22 protein-coding genes are annotated in these 25,174 nt (G+C 74.1%); 14 read left to right on the plus strand and 8 right to left on the minus strand.

The window, feature by feature from the left end; genetic code table 11:
* Positions 1 to 7: 7 nt before the first annotated feature.
* Complete coding sequence (locus tag LGQ04_RS03760) at positions 8 to 1,006, plus strand: peptidoglycan DD-metalloendopeptidase family protein (protein ID WP_229242308.1); 999 nt, start codon at positions 8 to 10, stop codon at positions 1,004 to 1,006.
* A 10-nt stretch (positions 1,007 to 1,016) separates the two neighbouring features.
* Here LGQ04_RS03760 and LGQ04_RS03765 read toward each other — a convergent pair whose 3' ends face one another.
* Positions 1,017 to 2,549 carry an arylsulfotransferase family protein gene (locus tag LGQ04_RS03765; protein WP_229242310.1) on the minus strand — a complete coding sequence of 511 codons (1,533 nt, stop codon included), beginning with the start codon at positions 2,547 to 2,549 and terminating at the stop codon, positions 1,017 to 1,019.
* Positions 2,550 to 2,636: 87 nt separating this feature from the next.
* Between LGQ04_RS03765 and LGQ04_RS03770 the strand changes: the two genes are divergently transcribed.
* Positions 2,637 to 3,029 carry a PadR family transcriptional regulator gene (locus LGQ04_RS03770; protein WP_229242311.1) on the plus strand — a complete coding sequence of 131 codons (393 nt, stop codon included), beginning with the start codon at positions 2,637 to 2,639 and terminating at the stop codon, positions 3,027 to 3,029.
* A complete protein-coding gene (locus LGQ04_RS03775) occupies positions 3,026 to 4,138 on the plus strand; it encodes a hypothetical protein (RefSeq protein WP_229242313.1) in 1,113 nt (370 codons plus the stop codon). The genes LGQ04_RS03770 and LGQ04_RS03775 overlap by 4 nt, the downstream gene beginning before the upstream one ends.
* A 114-nt stretch (positions 4,139 to 4,252) precedes the next feature.
* Here LGQ04_RS03775 and purB read toward each other — a convergent pair whose 3' ends face one another.
* Positions 4,253 to 5,749 carry an adenylosuccinate lyase gene (gene purB, locus LGQ04_RS03780; RefSeq protein ID WP_229242314.1) on the minus strand — a complete coding sequence of 499 codons (1,497 nt, stop codon included), beginning with the start codon at positions 5,747 to 5,749 and terminating at the stop codon, positions 4,253 to 4,255.
* A 133-nt stretch (positions 5,750 to 5,882) separates the two neighbouring features.
* On the opposite strand from purB, the gene LGQ04_RS03785 reads away from it, so the two are divergent.
* Complete coding sequence (locus tag LGQ04_RS03785; protein WP_229242316.1) at positions 5,883 to 6,161, plus strand: hypothetical protein; 279 nt, start codon at positions 5,883 to 5,885, stop codon at positions 6,159 to 6,161.
* A complete protein-coding gene (locus LGQ04_RS17620; RefSeq protein ID WP_229242318.1) occupies positions 6,158 to 7,819 on the plus strand; it encodes a PGAP1-like alpha/beta domain-containing protein in 1,662 nt (553 codons plus the stop codon). The genes LGQ04_RS03785 and LGQ04_RS17620 overlap by 4 nt, the downstream gene beginning before the upstream one ends.
* An 8-nt stretch (positions 7,820 to 7,827) precedes the next feature.
* On the opposite strand, the gene LGQ04_RS03795 is transcribed toward LGQ04_RS17620, so the two are convergent.
* Genes LGQ04_RS03795 through LGQ04_RS03805 form a run of 3 tightly spaced genes read right to left on the minus strand, consistent with a single transcriptional unit; the run spans position 7,828 to position 9,920 of the window.
* Positions 7,828 to 8,217, minus strand: a complete 390-nt coding sequence (locus LGQ04_RS03795) for a phage holin family protein (protein WP_229242320.1) — start codon at positions 8,215 to 8,217, stop codon at positions 7,828 to 7,830.
* A 45-nt stretch (positions 8,218 to 8,262) separates the two neighbouring features.
* Complete coding sequence (locus LGQ04_RS03800) at positions 8,263 to 8,571, minus strand: PAAR domain-containing protein (RefSeq protein ID WP_229242322.1); 309 nt, start codon at positions 8,569 to 8,571, stop codon at positions 8,263 to 8,265.
* Positions 8,571 to 9,920, minus strand: a complete 1,350-nt coding sequence (locus LGQ04_RS03805) for a COG1470 family protein (protein ID WP_229242324.1) — start codon at positions 9,918 to 9,920, stop codon at positions 8,571 to 8,573. Before LGQ04_RS03805 ends, LGQ04_RS03800 begins: the two co-directional genes overlap by 1 nt.
* Before the next feature lie 193 nt (positions 9,921 to 10,113).
* Between LGQ04_RS03805 and LGQ04_RS03810 the strand changes: the two genes are divergently transcribed.
* From LGQ04_RS03810 to LGQ04_RS03835, 6 genes are all read left to right on the plus strand, one after another.
* Complete coding sequence (locus LGQ04_RS03810) at positions 10,114 to 10,752, plus strand: helix-turn-helix transcriptional regulator (RefSeq protein WP_229242326.1); 639 nt, start codon at positions 10,114 to 10,116, stop codon at positions 10,750 to 10,752.
* Between the two features lie 182 nt (positions 10,753 to 10,934).
* On the plus strand, positions 10,935 to 14,543 hold the full coding sequence (locus LGQ04_RS03815; RefSeq protein ID WP_229242328.1) for a hypothetical protein: 3,609 nt from the start codon (positions 10,935 to 10,937) through the stop codon (positions 14,541 to 14,543).
* 4 nt (positions 14,544 to 14,547) lie between these two features.
* On the plus strand, positions 14,548 to 15,162 hold the full coding sequence (locus tag LGQ04_RS03820) for a Pvc16 family protein (protein WP_229242329.1): 615 nt from the start codon (positions 14,548 to 14,550) through the stop codon (positions 15,160 to 15,162).
* A complete protein-coding gene (locus tag LGQ04_RS17625) occupies positions 15,159 to 17,198 on the plus strand; it encodes an ATP-binding protein (protein ID WP_229242331.1) in 2,040 nt (679 codons plus the stop codon). The genes LGQ04_RS03820 and LGQ04_RS17625 overlap by 4 nt, the downstream gene beginning before the upstream one ends.
* The gene (locus LGQ04_RS03830) at positions 17,195 to 18,316 is read left to right on the plus strand and encodes a hypothetical protein (RefSeq protein ID WP_229242332.1); all 1,122 of its coding nucleotides are present in this window, start codon (positions 17,195 to 17,197) and stop codon (positions 18,314 to 18,316) included. The genes LGQ04_RS17625 and LGQ04_RS03830 overlap by 4 nt, the downstream gene beginning before the upstream one ends.
* Positions 18,313 to 18,909, plus strand: coding sequence for an eCIS core domain-containing protein (locus LGQ04_RS03835; RefSeq protein ID WP_229242333.1), 597 nt, complete (start codon positions 18,313 to 18,315; stop codon positions 18,907 to 18,909). Before LGQ04_RS03830 ends, LGQ04_RS03835 begins: the two co-directional genes overlap by 4 nt.
* Positions 18,910 to 18,911: 2 nt before the next feature.
* Here LGQ04_RS03835 and LGQ04_RS03840 read toward each other — a convergent pair whose 3' ends face one another.
* Positions 18,912 to 20,204: a type II toxin-antitoxin system HipA family toxin gene (locus LGQ04_RS03840; protein WP_229242335.1), complete on the minus strand. Its 1,293-nt coding sequence runs from the start codon at positions 20,202 to 20,204 to the stop codon at positions 18,912 to 18,914.
* Positions 20,179 to 20,529: a helix-turn-helix transcriptional regulator gene (locus LGQ04_RS03845; protein WP_229242337.1), complete on the minus strand. Its 351-nt coding sequence runs from the start codon at positions 20,527 to 20,529 to the stop codon at positions 20,179 to 20,181. The genes LGQ04_RS03840 and LGQ04_RS03845 overlap by 26 nt, the downstream gene beginning before the upstream one ends.
* A gap of 191 nt (positions 20,530 to 20,720) precedes the next feature.
* Between LGQ04_RS03845 and LGQ04_RS03850 the strand changes: the two genes are divergently transcribed.
* Together LGQ04_RS03850 and LGQ04_RS03855 are read left to right on the plus strand one after the other, a co-directional pair.
* Positions 20,721 to 22,643, plus strand: coding sequence for an alpha/beta hydrolase domain-containing protein (locus LGQ04_RS03850; protein WP_229242339.1), 1,923 nt, complete (start codon positions 20,721 to 20,723; stop codon positions 22,641 to 22,643).
* A 211-nt stretch (positions 22,644 to 22,854) separates the two neighbouring features.
* Entirely contained in the window at positions 22,855 to 23,268 is a 414-nt protein-coding gene (locus tag LGQ04_RS03855; RefSeq protein WP_229242340.1) for a toxin-antitoxin system YwqK family antitoxin, read from the plus strand.
* 81 nt (positions 23,269 to 23,349) lie between these two features.
* On the opposite strand, the gene LGQ04_RS03860 is transcribed toward LGQ04_RS03855, so the two are convergent.
* Complete coding sequence (locus LGQ04_RS03860) at positions 23,350 to 24,348, minus strand: IS481 family transposase (RefSeq protein WP_229242341.1); 999 nt, start codon at positions 24,346 to 24,348, stop codon at positions 23,350 to 23,352.
* 368 nt (positions 24,349 to 24,716) lie between these two features.
* On the opposite strand from LGQ04_RS03860, the gene LGQ04_RS03865 reads away from it, so the two are divergent.
* Entirely contained in the window at positions 24,717 to 24,956 is a 240-nt protein-coding gene (locus LGQ04_RS03865) for a hypothetical protein (protein WP_229242342.1), read from the plus strand.
* Positions 24,957 to 25,174 lie beyond the last annotated feature (218 nt).

Raw genomic sequence — 25,174 nt, forward strand, 5'->3', positions numbered from 1 at the left:
GACGCGCATGAGGCTGGAAGAGACGATCGCACGCAGGACCCGGGCGGCGCGCCTCGCGCTCGTGGCGGTGGCGGCCGCCCTCGCCCTGGTGCTCACCGCCCTGGTCGCCCCGGCGCGTGCCGCGACGACGCTCGCACCGCCCCTCGCGGCGAAGACGTACGGGCTGTCGTCCTACTACGGGCCGCGCTGCATGCCCGTCGCGAGCGCCTCGACGTGGCACCTCGGCCAGGACCTCGACGGGCGGCAGGGAACCCGCATCAACGCGATCGCCGACGGCGTCGTGCTGCGCGCCGGGGCGGTGAGCGGGCTCGGGCAGTGGGTCGTGCTGAAGCACAGCGTCGACGGGCGCACCGTGTCGTCGCTGTACGGCCACGTCGTCGACGGCGACAAGTACGTCAAGGTCGGCCAGCGGGTGAAGAAGGGGCAGCGCATCGCCGACCTGGGCTCGACGGGCACGTCCACCGCCCCGCACCTGCACCTCGAGGTGTGGCTCGGGACGTACGGGTCGGGCGCGACGCACACCGACCCCCTGCCGTACCTGAAGGCGCGCGGGGTGAACCTGTCCACCGGGGCCAGCTGGGCCGCGTCCCGGACGGTCCCCTCGTCCTGCACCTACTACGCGACGACGCGCGTGAACTTCCGGGCGTCGCCGTCCACAGGAGCCGCGGTGCTCGCCGTCGTCCCCAGGGCGGGGAAGGTCACGGCGAAGCCCGGGGCGAGCTCCGGCGAGTGGCGCAAGGTCACGTACGGCTCGCGCACGGGCTGGATCCACGGCGCCTACCTGAGCCCCACGCGGCCCTCGACGGCGAAGACGTCCTACGTCACCGCGACCGTGCTCAACCTGCGGTCGAAGCCGACGACCTCCTCGACGGTGCTCGCCAAGCTCGCGCGCGGCACGGCGGTCACCCACGCGGGCACGGCGTCGAAGGGCTGGCTCAAGGTGAAGGTCGGCTCGCGCACCGGCTACGTCTCGACCGCGTACCTGTCGTCGACGAAGCCCCGCTGACGGTCCGGTCTCAGCCCGGCGTGCCGGTGCCGAGCACGGTGCCGTCCGCGTCCAGCGCCTCGACCGCGACGTACGCCGCGCCCTCCGGCACGGGCGCCAGCGCCGTCTCGAAGCCGTCGCGCGGCACCTCGGCCACCGTCTCGGCGTCGGCCTCGGACGGCCCGGCGACCAGCCGCCACGACGCGACCTGCGTCGCCCCGTTCCAGCTCGCGTACGCGGTGCCGCCCTCGACGACGACGGCCGGCGGGTCGTCCGGCCTGCCGACCCAGTCCAGGGCGCGGTAGGCCCGGTACGACTCCCCGGCCTCGATCGGCATCTCGCGCACGAGCGTCCCGTCGGCCGTGAACTCGCTCGTCAGCTGCGCGTCACCCCAGCCGACGACGACGTTCCCGCCCGGCAGCACCTGGAGGTTGCCCTGGCTGCCCGCGAGCAGCGCGGGGTCCGTCGGCAGCCACTCCTGCGCGACGCTCGCCGTCATCGCGTCGGTGTCCAGGTCGAGCCGCAGACCGCGCGACCGGTCGCCGACCGGCGGGTTCGCCTGGTTGTCGAACAGGGTGAGCGTGCCGTCGTCGTGCAGCTGCGCGTCGTGCTGCCACGCGAACTGCGCGCCGGTCCCGTCGTCCGCCCCGTCCATCGCGAAGTCGCTCGACGTGCCCCCGAGGATCCACTCGATCTCGCCGGACGAGCGGTCGACCCGGTAGACGGCATGCGTGTTGCGGGCGGAGACGATCACGTCCCCGTCGGGGGCGAGAGTGGCGGCGTTGACGTGGAACCAGTCGAACGGGTCGTCCTCGGACCCCTTCGGGGCGTCGGGGTCGGCGTCCGGCGTCGTCCTCGTGTCCGTGAGGTCGACGTGCTCGGACGCGCGCCACTCGAAGACGACCTCACCCGTCTCGACGTCGACCTCCTGCACGACGTTCTCCCACGCCCACCCGTCCGCGTCGCCCCCCACGGCCGTGAGGTCGGTGGGCTCCGCGACGTACGCGAGGAGCAGCATCGTCCCGTCGGGCGTGATCGTCGCGTCGTGCATGTCCGCCTGGCCGGGGCCGACGTCGCCGCCCGTCGTCACGCGCGCGACCTCCGTGTACGTGTCGTCGAGCACGACGATGTCGCCGAACCCGTGCCCCACGAAGTCCGACTGCCCCACGTAGTACGTGATGACCCGTTCGCCGTCGAGCTCCTGCACGCGCACGTCGTACGCGGGCACGTCCTCCGGCGCGATCCACACCGGCTCGCCCTGGGCGTCGACGATGAGCGGGCCCTTCTTCGGCGCCTCGCTGCGCTTGGGCCCCAGGACGTACAGCGCGTCGTCGTCCTCCGCGGGCGCGGCCGGCCCGTGCGTCACGGGCAGGACGGGCGCCACGAGGTCGGTCGTGCGGAAGCGGTGGACCGACGGCGGCACGTCCTCCTCGTCGGATCCTGCGCCCGTGGCGGTGGTGAGCGGGCCGGGCGGGTCCGCCGTCGCGGTGCAGCCCGCGACGAGCAGGGCCGCCACGAGGGTCGCGCCGGCCGCGGGGGCGTTCCGGGTCCGGATGGTGCGCATGGTTCGAGCGTGCCCGACGCGGCGTGACGCCGCACCCGCGCGGCGTGTCGTCCCTCATAGCATTGGTACGAGGGTATGGTCGCGACCATGGCATCCAGGTCCTTGCAGGAACCGGCGTTCCTCATCCTCTCCGCGCTCGCCGCCGGCCCGCTCCACGGGTACGGCATCGCCCAGGACGTCGAGACCGGGTCGTCCGGCCGCGTCACCCTGCGCGCCGGGACCCTCTACGGCGCGATCGACCGCCTCGTCGCGGCGGGCCTCGTCGAGGTCGACCACGAGGAGGTCGTCGACTCCCGGCTGCGCCGCTACTACCGCCTCACCACCGAGGGCGGCAGCCGCCTCGCCGCCGACGCCGAGCGTGCCGAGGCGCAAGCCCGCCGAGCGCTCGCCCGGTTGGAGGCCCGACGGCGCCCGGCCGCGCGCGAAGACCGTGCGCCGCGTCCCTCCCACCTCACCGGCGAGGGCGTGGTGCCCGTATGAGCGCCACCACCGACCTGCCCGTCGCCCCGGTGCTCGTGCGCGACTACCGGCGACTCCTGCGCCTCTTCCCGTACACGTACCGGCGGGCCCACGAGGCGGAGATGCTCGGCCACCTGCTCGACGGCGCGGCGCCCGGCCAGGTGCGCCCGTCCCCGGCCGAGCGGTGGGACCTCCTGCGCGCCGCCGGGCGCGAGTGGCTGTTCGCCCCGCTCGGCTCGACGGCGCGGCAGCGCCGCGACGGGAGCACGCTGCTGCTGCTCGTCGTGCTCATGCTGCTGCTCGCGGTCCAGGCCGCGCGCGAGCTGTCCGCCGCGATGCTGTTCCTCGGCAGCGAGAGTCGTCACGAGGCCCTGGGGATCGCCGGTGAACCGCTCTGGATCGGCGTAGAGGCACTGATCTCGGTCCCGCTCGCGCCCGCGTGGATCGCGTGGGGGCTCGGCGTCGGTGCGCTCGCCGTCGGGCTCTCGAGGACGGGGGCGGCGCTCGCCGTCGTCGCGACGATCGCCGGAGCCGTCGCCGTAGGGGGCCTCGTCTCCGCCGAGCGGGTGTACCTGGCGTACGTGAGCGCAGGCTGGGTCGTCGCTCTCGCCGCCTTCGCGCTCGTCGTCGCCGACCGCGCACGCCTGGAGATGCGTGTGATGACGCTGCGCACCGTCGCCGCGACGGTGTGCTCGGCCGCCGTCCTGGTCGTCCTCCATGCTCTCGCCGCGCCGACCGGCGACAGTCTCTGGGCGAGATCGATCCTCGTCGGGAACGTCTCGTGGACGCTCCAGGGCATGCTCCGCCCCGCGTTCGTCGTGCTCGGTGTCCTGATCCTGTGGGCTCGCACGCGGCAGTCGGTCCCCGTGCTCGTCGGTGTCGCCACCGCGCTGTTCGTCGGCCGCGAGCCGTACTTCTGGTCAGAAGGCCTCTGGGTCGAGCCCGTCCACCTCGGGGACCTCCTCGCGCTGCTCGGGGTCACGCTCGCCGCGACGGCGGCCACCCGATGGGTGGTCAACCGGCTCGACGACCTTCAGGACGCCCGGGCCTCGCACCGCGCCCTGCTTGCCGCGACGGGCGGGGTCGCGGACCCCCGCGGACCGCGCCCCGGCGAGCCGACCGCCGTCTGACACCGCGCCGTCGGGCGTCTCGCCGTCGAGCACGACCGTGCTCGCACACGAGAACGGGGTTGGTGTCGTTGTCCGCCGGATAACGACACCAACCCCGTGGTCGGTGCGGGGCGGTCAGGCGAGGTGGTCCGCCACGAGGCGCTCGGCGAGTCCGGTGTAGGTCGCGGGGGTGAGGTCGGCGAGGCGCTGCGCGACGTCGTCGGGCAGGCCGAGGCCGGAGACGAACTCGCGCAGGCGGGCCGCGTCGACGCGCTGGCCGCGCGTGAGGTCCTTGAGGCGCTCGTACGGGTTCTCCATGCCGGGGACGCCCGCGACGGAGGCGGCGCGCATCGCCGACTGGATCGGCTCGCCGAGCACCTCCCAGTTCGCGTCGAGGTCGGCGGCCATGAGGTCGGCGTTCGCGGCGAGCGCCTTCAGGCCGCGGCGCACGTTGTCGATCGCGAGGAGCGAGTGCCCGAACGCGGGGCCGATGTTGCGCTGCGTCGTCGAGTCCGTGAGGTCGCGCTGCAGGCGCGAGGTGACGAGCGTGGCGCCGAGAGTGTCGAGCAGCGAGCACGAGATCTCGAGGTTCGCCTCGGCGTTCTCGAACCGGATCGGGTTGACCTTGTGCGGCATGGTCGACGAGCCGGTCGCGCCCGGCACGGGGATCTGCGTGAAGAACCCGAGCGAGATGTACGTCCACACGTCGGTGGCGAGGTTGTGCAGCACACGGTTGAAGCGCGCGACGTCGGCGTACAGCTCGGCCTGCCAGTCGTGCGACTCGATCTGCGTCGTCAGGGGGTTCCACGTGAGCCCGAGACCCTCGACGAAGTGCTTCGAGACCGACGGCCAGTCGACGCCGGGGACGGCGACGGTGTGCGCGCCGTACGTGCCCGTCGCGCCGTTGAGCTTGCCCAGGTACTCGGCGGCGCCGATGCGGCGGAGCTGGCGGCGCAGGCGGTGCGCGAGCACGGCGAGCTCCTTGCCGAGCGTCGTCGGCGTCGCGGGCTGCCCGTGCGTCCGGCTCAGCAGCGGCACGGCCGCGTGTTCGCGCGCCATGTCCGCGAGCTGGTCGACGAGCGCCGTCGCGGCGGGCAGCCACACCTGCTCGACGGCGCCCCGCACCATGAGCGCGTAGGACAGGTTGTTGACGTCCTCGCTCGTACAGGCGAAGTGCACGAGCTCGCCCACGCCCGGCAGCACGGTGTCCTCGCCCAGGGCGTCGGGCGCGGCGGCCAGGCGACGCTTGACGAAGTACTCCACGGCCTTGACGTCGTGCACCGTCTCGCGCTCGATCGCCGCGAGCTCGGCGACCTCCTCGCCGCCGAACTCCGCCGGGATGCGGCGCAGGTAGGCCACCTCGGCCTCGGAGAGCTGCGGCGCGCCGGGCACCACGGGACGCACGGCGTTCTCGTCGACCGCCTGGACGCCGTTGCACAGCGTGATCAGCCACTCGACCTCGACGTGGACGCGCTCGCGGTTGAGCGCCGCCTCGCTGAGGTGGTCGACGAGCGGCGCGACGGCCCCGCGGTAGCGACCGTCGAGCGGGCCGAGGGCGATCGGCGGCGTGACCTCGGCGAGGCTCACGCGGTCTGCGGGGGAGGGCGTGGGGGCGGCGGGGTTCTCGGGCACGGCCCCGATTCTCCCACGCGTCGGCGAGGCCGTGCGGGCCCGTCCCGTCCACAGGCCCGGATTCGGGCGCCCTGTCCACACACCGCGTCGTCGGCTCTGCGGGCCGGGACCCGTTCTCCCTACCGTGCGGCGCGTGACCAGCTCTCCGTACTGCGCCGCCGACGAGCCGGCCGGCGCCACCCTCGCACGCACCCGCCTGCTCGAGTGCGTCGACGCCGTCGACACGGCACTCGCCGGGCTCGCCGCCGCCGACGACCTCACCTGGGCCGGGCGCGCCCGCGACGTCTACGCCCACGCCCTCGGGGCCGTCCGCACGGCCGCGCTCGGCACCCGCACCCGCGCGCAGGACACCCAGCCCGTGCTCGACCGGTTCGTGCAGGCGGCGCAGCTCCACGCCCGGGAGGGGGCGTGACCGCGCCGGCGCCCGGCCCGCCCCGGGTGACCGTCCGCGGCGGGACCGACCCGAGCGCCGTCGACACCGCCCAGATGACGGAGCGGGTCGCCGCGCTCCGCCGGTCGGCGTCCGCGCTCGACGACGTCGCGGAACGCTGCGCGAGCGCCCGTCTGGCCGTCGCGCTCGTCGGCCCGGAGGACGTCGCTCCCCGGCAAGCTTTCGGCGTCCCCGCCGGCCTCGAGCCCGTCTCGCCGTTCCTCACCGGTGTGTGGCCCGCGCACGTGCTCCGGGCCCGCGACGCCGTGCTCGACGCCGTGGACGACGTCGCGGCGCACGCGCGCACGGCCGCCGCGGACGTGCGGGACGTCGCCGCCCGCATGGAGCAGTCGGTCCGGGTGTACGACGACGCGGCCCTCTCCGTCGACGGGGTGCTGCGCGAGCTGCGCCTGGGGGTGCGCGGGGCGGTGTGGGGGCTCGTGCCCGGCGTCGGGCTGCTCGTCCCGCCGCTGTTCCACCCCGTGGCCGACGTCGCGGTGCAGGGGGTGATCGGGACGCTCGGCGGGGTGCTGCGGGGCGACGGGTTTGCGCCGGGGCGCGTCGCCACCTCCACGCAGGAGCAGCACGGGCCGCTCGTCTCGTGGCTCTCGCGGTGGATCGGCCTGGCGAACCCGAGGTTCCGTCTCCCCTGGGAGGCGCCGACCGTCGGCGACGCGGCGGCCGTCCTCTCCCGCCTCGACCTCGAGGGCCGGGACCGCTTCCTGCCCGACCCGGCTGTCACCCGGGTCCACGCGCCGGGGATCGACCTGCCGGTTCCGCACGACACGCGCTCGGCGCTCGACCTCGTCGACGCCCTCTACGACGACGTGAGCCTCCCCGGGTCGGTGATCGGCGTGCAACGGGTCGACCGGGCGGGCGACGGGCCCGACACGTGGGTGGTCGCGGTCCCGGGGACACAGCTCGACCAGGACCGGACGGTGTTCAGCATGACGTCGAACCTGCGCCTCATGGACGTCGACGTCGACCGCCGGGTCGAGGCTGACAGCGCCCGGGCGGTGCTCGCGGCGATGCGCGCGGCCGGGATCCCGCCGGGCGACGACGTGCTGCTCGTGGGGCACAGCCAGGGCGGCATGGTCGCGGCGACCGTGGCCGCCGCGACGGTGGGGACGTACTCCGTGCGGCACGTCGTCACCGCGGGGTCGCCGGTCGCGGGTCACGCGCTGCCGGAGGGCGTGAAGGGCACGCACCTGGAGACGCAGGGCGAGGTGATCTCCGACCTGGACGGCGTCGAGAACCCGGCGACGCGCGACCGGGTCACCGTCACCGGCGAGTTCCGCTCGGCGAGCGGCGGGCCGGCGGCGGACCTGCCGCACGGCGTGGGGTTCCACCAGCAGGTGCTCGACGCCGCGACGGAGGTCGGCGACCGTGGGCTCGACGAGCACCTCACCCACGTCGAGGGTCTGCTCGACGGGACGCCCGACGACCCGCTGCTGTTCGAGGCGCGGCTCGTCCCGCGGGCCGACCCGGACGCCGTGTGCCGGGTCCCGGCCGTCGCGCCCTTCGCGCCCGCCGGCCCGTTCGTTCCCACGGGTCCGCAGTGGGAACCGCCACCCGGCCAGCACCACTGGTCGTCCCGCGAGCAGCACTGGACGCCGGTGCGGCCTCCGAGAGGTCCGTGAGTGCGGCCTCAGCGCTCCTGACGCTTGGGCAGCACGGCGGAGACGGCGAAGTTGATGAGGCCGATGATCAGCGCGGCGAGCAGCGCCCACCAGAACCCGCCGATGATGCGGATGCCCCAGTCGGTCTGCTCGGTGATCCACGCGGTGAGCATGAGCATGAGCGCGTTGACGACGAGGGAGAACAGGCCGAGCGTGAGGATGTAGAGCGGGATCGACAGGACCTGCACGATCGGCTTGATGACGGCGTTGACGAGGGAGTACAGCAGGGCCACGACGAGGATGATGACGAGCCGGCCGCCGGCCGTGTCGGATCCGACGACCTGGAAGTGGTCGTCGAGGAACAGGCTCGTGAGCCAGATGGCGAGGCCGGTGACGAGGACGCGCAGGACGAAGCTCATGCCCGGCATCCTCGCACCTTCGCGTGGGCTCCACCTGGCCGCGCGTCACCCGCCGACGACGACGGTGGGGCACCCGGGGCCGATCACGGTGCCGCCGTGGACGGTGGTGTCGCCGAGCCGAGCGACGGGGAGGCCGCCCGCGAGGACGGTGACGCTCCCGACGGCGATGCCGTTCGGGGCCGGTGAGGCGCACACGACGCCCGCCCCGTTCGCGACGGCGACGGGCCGGTTCCCGGCGAGGACGGTCGCGACGCACGCCGCGGGTGTGATGGGCCCGCCGACGTGCGGTGTCACGCCGTCGACGAGCGGGCAGACGACCTGGTCGCCGGCGCACACGGCGGGTCCGGTGGGCATCAGGGGGTGGTGGCCGTGGCGGCCGCGTCGGGGTCGGGCGTGAACAGGGTCCCGCCGAAGTACAGCGACGTGTCGCACGTGGTGGGTGCGGGGTCGACGCCCACGGGGGCGCCGGGCTGGCGGCACGTGACCTCCATCGTCAGCTCCTCGCCGCCCTCCAGGGTGATGGGGGACTGGAAGTGGTAGTCGAGGTCGCGGAAGTTCTCGAGCGCGAAGTCGAGGAACTCGTCCTCGTCGTGCGAGATGGTGAGGCGCCCGAAGTCGCCCTGCGGGTTGCTGAGGATGACGTCGTCGATGGTGAGCGTCGACTCGTCGGGGACCTCGAACGTCACCGTCTGCGTCTCGCCGGCCGCAGGGGGCGGGTCGGCCTGGAGCCGCTGCCGCACGGGCACCGACGTGCCGGAGGGCGGGACGAAGTCGGCGACGGTGTCCTCGGTCTCCGCGAGCGTGCTGCCCGCCTCCGTCGCGGCGACCTCGGCGTCCGACGCCGCGCCGCTCGCCTGCTGCGCCGCGGTCGACGCCTCCTTCGCGGCCTCCTGCGCCGCCGCTGCTGCCTCCTGCGCCTGGGAGAGGTCGTCGCCGACGGCCTCCTGCGCGGCGGACGCGATGGCCGGCTTGAGGAGCGTGAACCACAGGGCGACGAGCACCGCGAGGAGCGCGAGCGCGGCGAGCAGCGCCTTGAGGAACCACCTCGGCAGGATCGCGACCTGCACGTGGGTGCCGTCGAGGGTCACGGGGACGGAGCTCTCCGCCGCGACCTGCACGACGAAGGGGAGCGTCTTGTCGGGGCCGCGCCAGAACGTCTGCTCGGGGCGCACCCGCACGTCGGTGAACGCGGCGGTCCCCGGGGCGACGACGAGCTGCGGGTCGGCGACCTTGAACGCGAGGTCGCCCGTCCCGTCGGCGCACGCGAGGAGCACGGTGACGGGGGTGTTGCCGCGGTTGTCGACCGCGACCTGGTGCTTCGCGCCCCGGCGGCCGTGCGTGGACCGCGGGACGAGCTCGGCGGTCGTGTCGAGGAACGGCAGGACCTCGACGGAGCCCTCGGGGACGACCGCGTCGTCGGGGTGCTCGAGCGGCACCACGCGTACCCCGAACTGCAGCGGCCCGGCCGGCACCTCGGCGGTGCGGGGCGGACGGAACGTGAGGACGGCGGTCGTCGCGGTCTCGGGGTAGAGGCCGTCGATGGTGGCGGGCTCGACGACGGTCCAGCCCGCCGGCACGCCGAGCACCTCGAGCTGGTACGCCTCGACGATCGAGCCGGTGTTGCGCACGGTCAGCGGCACGCTGACCTCCTCGCCGGGGGTCAGCTCGATGCCCGACGCGTCCAGCGTCGCCAACGTTCCCATGCGCTCGACGCTAGGGACGTGCGGGAGGTTCGCGCAGCGGCGGCGGGGCGTCCTTCGGGGCAGACCTGGTGCCCGTTGAGTCCTTGATGAGTGCCCGGTGAGCGGCCTGCGGAGACTGGGTCGTCCGGGCAGCGGGGCCCGGGGCGACGCGACCAGGGCCGGCGCGGCGAGGGTGACGACGAGCGGGGGAGCCATGCTGACGACGACGGACCGGACCACGGTGGCGGTGACGGCGCAGGACCCGATCTCGGAGGGCGGGGTGGTCGGGGCGCTGCGCCCACGGCCGGAGGTGCGCGTGCTGGGCCGGGGGGAGCAGCCGGACGAGGCGCAGGTGACCGTCGTCGTGACGGACCAGCTCGACGACGACGCGCTGCGGCTCGTCCGGGCGGCGCGCCGTCAGGGCCACGGGCGGGTGGTGCTCGTCGCGGGGCGTCTCGACGACCGGGACGTGGTCGCCGCGGTCGAGGCGGGCGTCGTCGGCATGGTGCGGCGCGCGGACGCGACGCCGGAGCGACTCGTGCGGGTGGTGCGTGCGGCGGCGACGGGCGAGGGGAGCCTCCCGCCGGACCTGCTCGGCAAGCTCCTCGACCAGGTGGGGTCGCTGCAGCGCCAGGTGCTCCAGCCGCGCGGCCTGACGTTCTCCGGTCTCGCCGCGCGCGAGGTGGAGGTGCTGCGCCTCATCGCGGACGGCCTCGACACCGCCGAGGTGGCACGCCACCTCGCCTACTCGGAGCGCACGGTGAAGAACGTCCTGCACGACGTGACGTCCCGCCTCCAGCTCCGCAACCGCGTCCACGCGGTGGCGTACGCGCTCCGGGAAGGACTCATCTGACACCCGGGTTCGGCGTCGTGCCCGACGCCGCGGCCGCGGCCTGCCCTTTCGGGCACCGGTCGGTGCCCGTTCCGAGGGACGCGGACCGCTGCCGCCCGGGCGGGGGTCGCGGCAGCGTGGTTCGGACGAGGCGCGACCCGTGGCGCCGTGGTGCGGCCGCGGCCGGGGCCGGGAGGTGGTCGATGGGGAAGCTGGTGCGGGGGGCGGCGCTCGCGGGCGTCGTCGGCCTCGTCGTCACCGGTGCCGTCCTCGCCCCGGGCGGGGCGTCGGGGCTCACCGAGGCTGCGCGCCTGGTCGCCGCCGCCCATCCCGCGGGTCTGCCGACGACGCTCGCGGCGGACCCGCGCGTGGCGTTCTCGCGGGGTGCGGACGCGGTCGCCGAGGTCGGGCTGGACTTCCCGGTGGAGTACGAGGAACCGCAGGACTCGGGCGACGACGGCGGGGGCTGGTTCGTCTCGGACGTGGAGGTCGGCGACCCGCAGGTCACGACCTCGGGCCGGGCGCACGAGGGCGAGACGTCGACGGCGCAGCCGCCCCCGGGCGTCGAGGACGCCTACGCGGTGGTGACGACGGACCCGGGCTCGGGCGACGTGGACGTCGAGGTGCGTCGTCTGCTGCCCGCGCAGACCTCCGGCGGGAAGCCGACGTGGGAGAGCGTCCGCGTGACGTGCGACGACGCGCAGGAGACGCACCCCGTCCTGTCGCCGGACCTGTCGCTCGTCGCGTACGCGACGGACGCGTCGGGTGACTGGGAGGTCGTGGTGGCGACCACGGGCGAGGAGTGCGCGGGCGACGACGCGGTCTCCCCAGCGCCGGGCCGGGGCTCGGACGAGCTGTGGCCCGCGTGGGGGCGCGACGGCGAGATCCTCTTCTTCTCCTCGACCCGCGACGACCCGCTGGGCGACCTCTACGCGGTGCCGATCGGGAGCTCGGGCGGGTCGGGGAGCGCCTCGGCGGTCGCGGCCGACGCGGTCGTCACTGCCGGGACGGTGGGGCGCCTGACGGACGACCCGGGTGCGGACACGATGCCGACGGTGGTCGACCTGCAGTACGGGGAGATGCTCGTGCTGTTCACGACGACGCGCTTCCGGGCCGAGGGGTCGGTGGCGACGATGCCGCTGGAGTACTGGTGGTGGCCGGTCGACGACCCGAGCGAGTCGCCGTCCGTGTCGGACCCGTTCTGCGACGAGGAACCGACGCCCGAGGGCGGGTGCCCGGAGCTCGTGGCGGGCGTGCCCGCGGTGGGGAGCGAGCCGTCGGCGCGGCTCGTGGAGCTGGACGACGAGGGTGCCGGCGTGCTCCTGGCGTGGACCGTGCCCGACGACGAGGGCGAGCCGTCGGTCTGGGTGGCGTACCTCGACGGGACGTTCAGCCCGGTGGTGCACGAGGCGTGGCCCGTGGCCGCCGCCGCGCCCGCGTCGCACGCCGACTGGGTGGACGTCACCTCGATCGAGTGGGAGGGGAGCGACGACGGGCCCGACGCGGCCTCCGCCCGGCTGCGGTTCACCCAGCGCACCGGAGGGCGGGTCGTCGCGGACGCGCGCGCGGCGACGGGGACGGGGATGCGGGTCGTGAGCCCGACCGGGGAGGACCGTCTCGACGACGCGCAGCCCGCGTACGCGCCCGACGGCACCCGGCTCGCGCTCGCCACCCGGCCCCCGGTGGAGTTCCCGCAGGACCCGGACGCCGAGCTCGGTGACCTCCTGGTGGGCGACCCGGGCACGCGGGTGTACGAGTCGCTGGACCCGGCGGAGCCCTACGGCGCGGCCAACCCCGACTGGTCGCCGGACGGGTCGCACGTCGCGTACTCGTCGGTCGACGGCTCGGAGGAGAGTCCGGGAGTGGGGTGGATCGACGTGGGTTCCGGTCGGCAGGACTGGGTGGTCGACGACGGCGCCAGCTCGTGGTCGGCCCTGCACCCGTCGTGGTCGCCGGACGGCGAGTGGGTGCTCGCGGAGGCCGGTCAGCCGCAGGAGGGCGGGTCGTCGTCGGCTCTGGTGGTCCTGCGTGTCGCGACGCGCGAGTGGGTGCCGCTGACCCTCGACGTCGTCGCAGACTGCCCGCGCTACAGCACCGACGACCGGTGTCCGGTCCGGTCCGCGACCCTTCACGGGCGTGAACCGGCATGGTCCCCCGACGGGACACGGATCGCGGTGAGCAACCTTCGCGTGGAGGGAGAGCCCGCGGTCGCACCGGGCGGGATCTCGGTGCTCGACGTCGAGCCGGCGGACCTGACCAACGCCACCTCCGCGGACGACGTCCCGGTCGTCACGGGGGTGCGTGCGCTGACCGGGATGGACGCCGACGCCCGGGTGCGGACCACCCAGCCGGACGTGGTGCCGACGCCGGGCCCGTCCGAGGAGCCGGAGCCGCTGCCCGTGCCGCCCGTGGTCCCGACGCCGAGCCGCGGCGAGGTCGCGGTGTCCGGCGACCCGGCGTGGACGGGCGACGGTCGCCGTGTCGTGTTCAGCGGGCAGGCCGCGGGGCGGCCGGACGACCGGGACCTGTACTCGGTCGTCGCGGCGGACGGCACGGGACTGCGCACGGTGGTGGACAGCCCGGCGGTGCTCACCGACCCGGACGTGCAGCCCGTGGGCGACGTCGCGGTGCGGGTCGCGGCGGACCCGGGGCGCCTCGCGCCCGGCACGGGGTCGGACGTCACCGTGACCGTGACGAACCCCGGGAGGGCACCCGCGACGCCGACGGTCGTGGTCGGCCTTCCCGCGGGCCTGCGCGCGGGGGACCTCCCGACGGGCTGCGAGGCCGCCCCGGGGGCGGCGGCGGGGACGACCCTCGTGACGTGCCGCCCCGGGCGCACCCTCGCGCCGGGCGGGCGGCTCGTCGTCGTGCTGCCCGTCGTCGCGACCGCGGCGGGTGCGCACGCCGTCACCGCGGTGGTGGTCAACCCCGGCGCCGAGGCGGACGTGGCCGACAACGCCGCGACGACGACGCTGACGGTCGTCGCCCCCGACGAGGACGGGACAGCGGCCCGGCTGGCGGTGTCCGTCGAGCTGTCGGAGCCGCGCGCGTGGGTCGGCGGGCCGGACGTCCTCGTGACGGTGACGGTGCGGAACACGGGCGACGCGACGGCGTCGGACCTCGTCCTCACCGCGGCGCCCCCGCCGGGCGCGGAGCCTGCGGCACCCGTCGACGACGACGCGGTGGACGACCACGCCGCGACCGACGACTGCCTCGGCGCGTGGGGGACGTGCCCGGTCACCGACCTGCTCCCGGGCGGCGAGGTCGAGGTCGTCGCGGCACTGGCCCCGGCGGGCCCGGCCGGGACGGGCACGGTGACGGTCGGCGCCACGGCCCGCAGCGGCGGCGCGGAGACCACCGCGGACGACTCCGCCGACCTGGAGGTCCTGCAGCCGTGGGTCCGCCTCCTGCCGGAGGTGCTGCGCCCCGGCAAGGTGGTGCTCGCGTACGGGGAGGACTTCCCGCCCGACGCCGACGTCCACCTCACGTGGTCGGCGGGCATCACGACGGCGCCCGGCCCGTACCGGACGAACGCCGACGGCCGCCTCAGCGTCCCCGTGGTCGTCGTGTCCAACGACCTGCGCGGCGAACGGTGGCTGCGCGTGACGAGCGGCGCCCCGACCGACCTCGCCCCGCTGCTCGACGCCGGGTTCCCGCGCGAGGTCGAGCCCCCCGAGACCCCGGACGACGCGCCCGTCGCGCCGCCGTGCCCCGACGTCCCCGCACCCGGCGCGCTGTGGTGCGAGCTCGACGTGCCGCTGCTCGTCGTCACCCCGAACCTCGGCGCACCCGACTTCCTGGAGAGGGGATGACGCGATGATCACCGAGGTCGACGACGCCCTGCGCGCCCTGGTGCGCGCCGCGCTCGGCGAGATCGACGTGGCGTTCGACGCACCCACGAAGGACTGGGCGGCGCGCCGCAACGCCCCCACCGTCGACGTCTACCTGTACGACGTGCGCGAGGACGTCACGCGCCGCTCCCACGGCGTGATCCCGCGCCGCGGCCCCGACGGCACCGTGATCGGCCGTGCGGACCCGCCCCGGCACTTCCGGCTCTCCTACCTCGTCACCGCCTGGACGCAGCGCCCCGAGGACGAGCACCGTTTGCTCGACCAGGTGCTCGCCGCGCTGATCGGGCTCGACATGCTGCCCCCCGAGCACGTCGTCGGCTCGCTCGCCGAGGCGGGCGGACCCGTCCCCGTGACCGTCGGGATGCCGCCCGCGGAGGACCGCAGCGTCACCGACGTGTGGTCCTCGCTCGGCGGCGAGCTCAAGCCGTCCGTCGAGGTCGCCGTCACCGCCCCGCTCCTGCGCCCCGAGCGCGGCGAGGTCGGCCCGCCCGTCCGCGAGGAGCTCCTGCTCGCCGCGAGCAGCACCCTGCCCGACGGCGGCGCCGACCCCCGGCGTCGACGGCACCGGAGACCGTCGTGACCGCGAGCCTCGCGCACCTCGCCGGGCGCCTCGCCGTCCTCGAGGAGCGCGTGCGTGAGCTCGTCGCCCGACGACGCGTCGGCGACCCCGCCGCCGACGACCCCTTCCGCGGCCTCTACCTCTCCGACGACGCCGTCGACCACCTGCTCGCCGGACCCCGCCCCGGCGTGGACCGAGGCGTCGCCGCGGACCTCGCCGACCGGGTCGAGTCCGCGGCCGACGCCGCCGAGCGCGCCGGCGAGACCGTGCGGCTGCGCGCGCTCGCCCGGTCCGCCGACCTCACCGACCTCGACACCGACCTCCTCGTCGTCGCCCTCGCCGGGGAGATCGACCACCGGTTCGACCAGCTCTTCGGCTACCTCAACGACGACGTCTCCCGCCGCCACCCCTCCGTCGCCACCGCGTTCGCCCTCTGCGGGGGCGCCCTCACCTCCAGCGACGCCCGCCACCGGGTCACCCACGGGCCCCTCGTCGCCGTCGGGCTCGTCGTCGTCGAGGACGGCGACCGTCCCCTGCCCGGACGCGCGCTGCGGGTGCCGGATCGCGTCGTCGGGCACCTCCTCGGCGACGACACCCCGGACCCGGCACTCGCGGACGCGCTCGTCGACCTCCTGCCGGTCGAGACGGCCGGGACCGCGGCGCTGCGGGGCGTGCTCGACGCCGGGGCGCGCCTCGTGCACGTGCGCCAGCCCGCGGGCGGGGTCGCCGCGTCGTCCGCGGTGGCGGCGGTCTCCGCGGGGGGCGGGGGCGCCGTCGGGCTGGACCTGCGGCGCGCCGTGCCGGAGCCGGTCGCGACGGTGCGTGCCGCGGTCCTCGAGGCGACGCTGCGCGGCGCCGTGCTCGTCGCGGAACCGGTGGAGGCCGTGTGCGACGTCCCCGGTGCGCTCGCGGCGCTCACGGCCGCGCCGGGGGTGGTCGTGCTGGTGGGGGAGCGCGCCTGGGACCCCGCGTGGGCCGGGACGGCGCCCCTCACGGTCGACGAGGACGCCGCGACGACCGCGCAGCGCGCGGCCCTGTGGACCGCGGCGCTGGGAGGGACGGCCGCCGGGCTGGACGTCGGGGACGTCGTCGCCCCGTTCCGGCTGCGGCCCGAGCAGGTCGTCCGGGCGGCGCGCGCCGCCGTCGCGCAGGCCGTCCTGCGGCCCGACGGCCGGGTGACCGCCGACGACGTGCGCCGCGGGGCGCGCGCCGAGAACGGGACCGCGCTCGACCGGCTCGCGCGGCGCGTGACGCCCGCCGTCGGCTGGGACGACCTCGTCCTCGCGGAGCAGCCGCTGCGCGCCCTGCGCGAGGTGTCGCAGCGCGCCCGGCACCGCGACCGCGTGCTCGGCGACTGGGGCATGCGGCCGGGCGGGGCGCGCGGTCGCGGCGTCGCCGCGCTGTTCGCGGGCGGGTCGGGGACGGGCAAGACGATGTCCGCCGAGGTCGTCGCGCACGACCTCGGGCTGGAGCTGTACGTCGTGGACCTCGCCGCCGTGGTGGACAAGTACGTGGGCGAGACGGAGAAGAACCTCGAACGCATCTTCACCGGCGCCGCCGGGGTCAACGCCGTGCTGCTGTTCGACGAGGCGGACGCCGTGTTCGGCCGCCGCTCCGAGGTCAAGGACGCCCACGACCGCTACGCCAACATCGAGAGCGCCTACCTGCTGCAACGCATGGAGACGTTCGACGGGCTCGTCGTCCTGTCCACCAACCTGCGCGCCAACATCGACGAGGCGTTCACGCGTCGCCTCGACGTCGTCGTCGACTTCCCCGTGCCCGACGACGCCGCGCGCCGCCTCCTGTGGGACCGGTGCCTCGGACCCGTGGTGCCCCGCGCGGACGACCTCGACCTCGACTTCTGCGCCAAGGCGTTCGAGCTCGCCGGCGGAGGCATCCGGTCCGCCGCCGTCACCGCCGCCTACCTCGCCGCCGCCGACACGGGCGTCGTCGAGATGCGGCACCTCGTCACCGCGGTGCACCGCGAGCACCGCAAGCTCGGCCGGCTCACCCAGTCGTCCGAGTTCGGACCGTACTGGGAGCTGGTGGAGCGATGACCGAGCACGACGAACGTCCCCGGAAGGCCGTTCCGCGCCGGGAGCCCGCACGAGTGGCGCGCCAGGGTGCGACGTCGTCCGCGACCGCCGTCGCGCACCGTACGGCCGGGCTTGCCGTGCTCCAGCACGAGGTGGGGAACGCCCAGGTGTCACGGGCGCTCGGGACCGCCGGGGGCGCCGTCGTGCAGCGTGCGGTGACCCCCGCGGAGGTGAGGACGCTTCCGGAGGAGGTCAAGCGCGCCGTCGTCGTGGACTTCCCGCGCGTGCTGTCCGCGGTGCTGAACCGCACGGTCTCGCTCGCCGACGTCCTCGCCGCGGCGAAGGACCTCGCGACGCTCGACACCGACGCGCGGTTCTACCTCCAGCACCAGGGCCAGGTGGCGGCCGCCGTCGCCCAGGTGCAGCAGCAGGCGAGCCCGGACGCGCTCCGGCAGGCCGTGGAGGACGACCTCGTGCGCGACCTGCGTGCCGTCCCGTGGCTCCCGCAGGGTGCCCGGGACAGGATCGCGACGGACCTCGCCGGTCGCGTGCGGGTGCTCGACGAGGTCGAGTTCGCCCGCAGGCGCGTCGTCGAGTGGGGATCCGGTCCCGCGGGAGCGCAGAGCATGGACGCCGTGCTGCGCACCGTCATGGGGAGCTGGCGATCCCTCGGGTTCGCGGAACGGAACCGCAACCCGCGGCACCTCAACCTGCGGCAGCACGTCGTCAAGCCGCACCACGCGATCCACGAGGCCCTCCACATCCTGTCCGGGGCCGGGTGGGACAAGCACGTCGGCGACGGCGACGCCACGGGATGGCCCGCGCTCGTCGAGGGCGCCACGGAGATCACGGCGCTGCTCGTGCTCAAGGCGCTCGGCAAGCCCAGCGAGGGCGACTACTACCGCGCGAACAAGCAGGAGACGGCGTCGGTGATCAAGCAGGCCGGGATCTCGTTCGACGAGCTCATCACGTTCTACTTCCAGGACGCGTCGGTGTTTCGCGGCGTCCTGAAGATCAAGGAGGACGTCCAGGGCGGCGGGGCGTTCATCTCCTCGGCCGTGCTCGGGTACCAGGGCCGGAAGAAGAAGGCGGCGACCGGCAGCCCGACCGGTACGGACGTGAAGGGAGCGACGCAATGACCAGGGAGCAGGAGCACGCCCGCAACCAGGCCCCGCCGCGCCGCGGGGACGGTCCCGCGCGGCAGACCACCGGGCCGTCGGCCCACGCCGGCGCCGCGGCCGCCGCGGCAGGTGGCCGGGCGCTCGGCGCCGACGACGTCACGGCGCTGCAACGGCACGTCGGCAACGACGCGCTGCAACGCGTGCTCGACGGCGCCCGGTCACCCGTGCTCGACGTCGTCGGGCGCGGCGGCGGGTCCCCGCTCTCCCCGGACGTCCGCTCCGACATGGAGACCCGCCTCGGCGCGGACTTCTCCGACGTGCGCGTCCACACCGGAGGGACGGCCGCGTCGTCGGCCGCCGCCGTCGGGGCCCACGCCTACACCGTGGGCCGGGACGTCGTCTTCGGGGCCGGGAAGTTCGACACGACGTCCACCGCGGGGAGGACGATGCTCGCCCACGAGCTGACCCACGTCGTGCAGCAGCGCAGCGGCCCCGTCTCCGGGACGCCGACCGGCGACGGCGTGAGCGTCTCCGACCCCGGCGACCGGTTCGAGCGCGAGGCGGAGGCGACGGCCGTGCGCGTGATGCGCAGCGAGGCGTCCGAGGTGTGACGTCAGATCGACACCTGCGGCCCGTCCTCGGTGTCCTTGAGATACTTCCCGAGGTCGAAGAACACGGAGCGGTGCAGGAACTGTCGTCGGTGGAGCGACGCCGCCTCGGCCCGCGTGAGCCGGGCGGCGTCGCACGCCTCGTCCCAGCGGGCGTCGATGGTCTCCACCAGGTGCTCGACGACGTCGTGCGCCTCGCGGGCGGTCAGGCCGTACTCGGCGGCCACGGAGACGAGGGTCGCGAGCCGACTCTCCCGCTGCCCGTCGCGGCCGTACGCGATGGCCTGGAACATGGTGTTCCCGGAGCGCGCGCCGGGGCTCAGGTCGTACGCGGGCGTGAGGGCGAGTCGGTGACCGTCCCAGAACGCCGCGTGGTTGCGCAGGTGGTCGTCGTTGTTCGAGATCGCGATGTTGAACGCGACGCGCCGGAACACGTCCTCGCCGACGGCAGGCCCGGCCCCGTGGGCGCGGAGCACGTCGACGAGCTCGGGGTATGTCCCGACCCGGGCGGTCGACTCGGTGAGCCCGGTCATCGTCAGCCCGCTGACGACGAGCCGGCGCGCCCCGTCGGGCGTCCGGTCGAACCGTTCGACGACGAGCGCCCAGCGGCCCCGTGAGCGGACGACCTCGGCACGGGGGACGGCGATGCCGACGGCGCCGGCGAGGTGGATCGCGACGGCTTCGGCCTGCACGACCGGGAACGTGTCGGACGACGACGTGAACTTGGCGATGATCTGGCGTCCACCGTCGACGAGGTTCGCCTTCGGCCGTGCTCCTCCGATCCCGGTTCCGGACTCGAGCGCCGCGTGCAGCGCGGGAGTCAGCTCCTGGCCGTGATCCAGGGCGCTCGCGGCGTCGTACAGCTCGTCGAGCGCGGCCGTCTCGTCCCGGGCGACGTACCGGCGCGACGACTCCTGGAAGTCGAGCCCGCCCACGCGGTTCGAGCTGGATCGCAGCAGGTAGGTGAGCTCGTCGACGTCGGTGACGTCCGCCGTCGTACCGCGCCGCCCGTGCAGCCGGTCCAGGATGACGCGCTGCCCCCAGGCGTCGGGCCCCGCGTCGCGCAGGTTGGGCGCGATCGCCCAGCCGGCGGGCGGCTCGATCCATGCGTCGCGCAGCGGCAGGGTCGGTTCGTAGAGGCTGATCGCACGAGGGTCGTCCAGGTAGGTGCGGCCGTAGCGGAACCAGGCGCGCCCGTCCGAGCGACGGCGGAGGACGCCTGCAGGGACCGGTGTCACCTCCTGGGGGAGCCACACCCAGACGACCGCCTGCTCAGAAGTCGAGGTCGTACGCGGCATCGGCGTCCTCCGCCCGGTGTCGCACCGCGGCCGGCAGCAGGGCGAGCACGTCCTCGCCCTGGCGTCGTCGCAGCGCCAGCTCGCCGGCGTCCTCGATCCCGAACAGCGGCACGCCGACGAGGAACGCCGCCTGGACGTAGTGACCCGCGCTGACGGAGGGGGCGCCACGTTCGATGCTCGCGACCGTCGGAGCAGAGACGCCGACCCGCTCGGCGAGCTCGACCTGGGTCCAGCGCCGGGCGATACGGCCCTGCTTCACGCGGACGCCGAGAAGGCGGAGCGCCTCGCTCGCTTCCCGGCCGACCGTGACTCTCTGCCTTCCCATGTGCACCTACCCAAGTAGTTTGACCTCAAAAGGCTCTCATATCAAGACTATTAAGGTTGAGGGAGGGAGCGACGCGGCTCCTTCTGTCGCGAGCGCTGCAAAACCTGCCGAACGGTCGACAAAGGCGGGACCCCGCTCCTAGGCTGCTGACGACCCGACGGCGCGGTCGGGCCCCGACGAAGGAGTCGCACATGCCTGCACGCCCCGCACGTCGTCCGCTCGCGCTCGCCGCCGCAGGAGCGTTGCTCCTGTCCGGTCTGGCGCTGCCCGCCTCCGCCGCCGTCCCCGACGCCGAGGTGGTCGGACCCGTCCCGGCGACGTCCGCCGTCGGCGACCCGGCGCACGGCTACCCGTTCCTCGCGACGGACTACGACCTCGCCGGGCACGGGTACGTCGAGGAGGAGTTCTTCCTCTCCGGCGAGGCGACGCGGTACCAGGCGGACGGCCTCACGGACGCGACGGTCCTCAGCACGGGGCACGAGTACCGCACCCGCATCGTGGTGCGCCGCCCCGTCGACCAGGCCGCGTTCAACGGCACCGTGATCGCCGAGTGGTACAACGTCTCGAACCAGTGGGACCAGGAGGTCGACTGGTTCCAGACGCACGAGCACCTCGTCCGCGAGGGCTACGCGTGGGTCGGCATCTCCGCCCAGCGCGCGGGCGTCCACTCCGCGACCGGCCTGCGGACGTGGAGCCCGGACCGCTACGGCACCCTCGACCTCACCGACGGCGGCACCGTCACCGACGACTCGCTGTCCTACGACGTGTTCAGCCAGGCCGTCGAGGCGGTGCGCGACCCCGAGGGCACCGCGCCGCTCGGGCCGCTCGACGCGGACCGCGTCGTCGCGACGGGCCACTCGCAGTCGGCGGGACGCCTGCGGACGTACGTGAACTCGGTCGACCCGCTCGCCGACGTCGTGGACGCGGTCGTGCTGCACGGCGGCGGCGCGTCGATCCGCGACGACATCGACACGCCCGTGTTCAAGATCAACAGCGAGACGGACATCGCGATCAACCTCCTCGGGGCGCGCGAGCGCCAGCCCGACACCGACCTGCTGCGCACGTGGGAGGTCGCGGGGGCGTCGCACGGCGACTGGAAGCTCATCACGGACTACGGGCGCCTGCGCATCCGCGACGTCGGCTCGGCACCGGGCGGCTACCCGGGCACGCCGCAGACGTGCGAGCAGCCGTCCGGGTCGCGCGTGCCCCAGCACATGGTGCAGGGCGCGGTGTACGACCACGTGGCGGCGTGGGTCGGGGACGGCACGCTGCCGCCGTCCGCCGCTCCCATCGAGCTCACGGACGACACGCCCCCCGCGGTGGCGCGCGACGAGCTCGGCCTCGGCCTCGGCGGGATCCGCCTCGCGCAGCAGGACGAGCCGACGCGTCTCAACTCCGGGGCGAACGCCGGTCCCGGCTTCTGCTTCCTCGACGGCGGCTCCACGCCCGTCGATGACGCGACCCTCGCCGACTGGTACCCGGACCCGCAGGTCTACGCGGACGACGTCGTCGCGTCGACGCGCGCCGCGGTCGAGGCGGGCTACGTCCCCGCCGAGGTCGCCGCCGACCCCGCCTGGTACACGGACGTCGTCGAGCTCGTGGGCGACCGCGTCACCGGCGGGACCATCGACGCCGCCGTGGGCGAGCAGGTCCAGGACCTCATGCGCGAGGCGCTCGACGCCGCGGACGCGGGCGACTGGGCCGCCGCCGACGCGCTCGTCGCCGACGCGCACGACCTCGCCCAGGCGCAGATCTCCGACGCCGACGCCGCGGCGAGCGTCGTGCGCGCCACCCTCGCCGTGCGCGGGGTCATCGGCCTCACCGCCGGCGACGACGCGCTCGACGTCGCCGTCGAGGCACAGGCCCGCTGCCTCGCCGGACGCGCGTACGTCGCCGTCCGGGCCACGAACGACGACGACGTGCCGGCGGACATCACGCTCACCACGCCGTTCGGCACGCGCACCGTCGCGGACGTCGCACCCGGCCGCTCCGCCTACCAGTCGTTCGCGGTGCGCGCGACGTCCGTCGACGCCGGGAACGCCGAGGTGTCCGCGTCCGGCGACGGCCGCTCGTTCGACGGCGACGCCGCGTTCTCCGCGCTCGACTGCGGCTGACCGTCCGTCCGACCCTGCGTTGGCGGCAGAACGCGATGCATTCGAACTGTCCAGCCGGTGATGTGCGGTAGATCAGAGCGCAAGGGGTAGCGTCGTCTATGCCGAGGCATCACGGATGGGTCGTGCGAGAAGTTCCAGACAGAGCCAGGCCGAACAGCCTCATCTGCGTTAGCCCTGATCGTGCAGGCATCATGAGTAGAGCGGGGACTGTATGGACGCCGATCGACTAGTTCCTGACGCGGAGCTCGATTTCGACTCCAACCTCGTCTTTACGCTCGACGGTGCGCTGTTCACGGGTACGGCTTTCGAAGAGACTCCCGACCTGGGCAGGTCCGAGGTCGTGTATCGAGATGGCATACAGGAGGGTCCCGCACGTGACTGGTATCCATCGGGGGTACTGAAGGGCGAGTCTCACTACGTCCAAGGCGTCTTGCATGGGACGGAGAGAGAGTTTCGCGAGGTCGGCACCCTGGCAGAAGAATCCCGATACGAGTACGGCATCAGGGTCCTTCGCAAGACCTTCGCCGCCGACGGCGCGGTCATCAGTACTCAGGAGCTCGACGAGAACAGTGCGGAGGCTGCACTGCTATGTCGAATGCGCCGGGAACACGGATGGCCGACATGATCCGTCCTGGGGGCCGGACGAACGCTCGTGGGCTCACATCGCGCACGACCCGCCGCACCGGCGCGCGACAGGGGGGACTCGCTAGGTGTGATGTCCAGAGAGGTTGGTCAGCCGGCTGATCGGTGCTTGATTGCCGATCGCGGAGTGGAGTCTGTGGTGATTGTAGAAGTGCAGCCATCTGGGCAGGGCGGCGCGCCGCTCGGTCTCTGAGGTGTAGAAGCGGGCGTAGGCCCACTCGTCGGCCAGGGTGCGGTAGAAGCGCTCGATCTTTCCGTTGGTCTGTGGCCGGTAGGGCCGAGTGCGCTTGTGCTTGATCCCGAGTTCCGCGCAGGCGTCACGCCAGGCGAACGACTTGTAGGCCGATCCGTTGTCGGACAGGACGCGCTCGACTGCCACGCCTCGCTCGGCGAACCAGGCCACCGCGCGTTGCAGGACACCGATCGCGGTTGCGGCCTTCTCGTCAGTACAGATCTCGAGGTATGCGACGCGGGAGAAGTCGTCGACGACGGTGTGCACGAAGGCTGTCCCGACCAGCGCCCGGTAGTTGTCGCCGCGGTTCCCGGTCCGGTGGGCCGTGGAGCGCTTGTTGAGGCCTCCTTGGGCGCGCCCGACGAAGCGCCAGCCGCCACCGTCGGGGACATTGCCGAACTTGGTCACATCCACATGGATGAGCGACCCCGGGCGGTCGTGCTCGTAGCGGCGCAACGGCTCCCCGGTGACCCGGTCGATGCGCGCCAGCCGGTTGATCCGGCACCGCACCAGCACCATGTGGACCGTGGAAGCCGCCATCCCGAGACGCCCGGCGATCTGGACCGGGCCCAGCCGGTGTCGCCAGCGCAGCCGCACGATCGCCTTGACCACCGGCTGCGGGGTGCGGGTCGGGCTGCGGTGCGGGCGCGAGCTGCGGTCGTTCATGCCCGCTGGGCCCTCGGTGCGGTATCGCTCGGTCCACTTCTTCGCGGTGCGCGGGGAGACCATGAACATCTTCGCGGCCGTCGCGTAGGTCCAGCCTGACTCGACGACCAACAGGGCGAGCCGCAGACGCGTTCTCGGGGTAAGCAGGGCATTAGCGTGGATCATGAGGGCCTCCGGTTGGCAGTAGTGGTTCCTCGACAGCTCCACTTCACAACCGGAGGCCCTCGTCAGCCAGCGCTCAGAGCCCGTGTCGACCTCACGGACTCGGTACAACCTCCCTGGACATCACACCTAGGGCGTGTCTCCCTAGTGCCTTGCTCATGGTGGTGCAGAGTGCGGGCGTGTGTCCTAACTCGGAGTTGCCAGAGGGACTAATCGGTGCCGGCGAACGACCTCTAGCCAGGTTGTCAGAGCGGCAGTTCCTTGCCCTGTTCGCGAGGCGACCAGGCATGTATGTCGGCCGGGCCACATGGGTTCGCGTCGTCGCGTGGCTCGAGGGATACGACATGCACGGGGATCGCTATACAGGTGGGGTGCTCGATGGCTTCAAGGAGTGGCTCCTAACCCGACCTGGCGCACGGGGACCCAACCTGGTCTGGTCCGCGATCGTCTGGGGACTGGCCTTTCCGGGCCGCGAGTCGCCGGGGCCCGACGATCTGACCGACGACGACGACCATCACGCCCTCGCGGTCCTGTTCGAGCTCGTTGATGCGTTCCTGGCCGAGAAGGAATCCCGCTTGCGGTGCCGCCGAGAGGCATCCGACGTCCCCTGACATGCTGTCGCGCATGTCCGTGAGTCCGACGCCATCTGGGAATCACGGCGCGGGAACCCAAATCAGGATCGCTGCGACGATGACGGCGCCGCGGAAGATCACGGCGTGCTTGTCGTAGCGGGTCGCGAGTGCTCGCCATTGCTTGATGCGGTTGTAGAACCGCTCGACCGTGTTGCGGCCCCGGTAGGTGACGGGGTCGTAGGTCACGGGACGGCCGC

Source organism: Cellulosimicrobium marinum (genome assembly GCF_020551945.1).
In the GTDB taxonomy this organism is placed as follows: Bacteria; Actinomycetota; Actinomycetes; order Actinomycetales; family Cellulomonadaceae; genus Cellulosimicrobium; species Cellulosimicrobium marinum.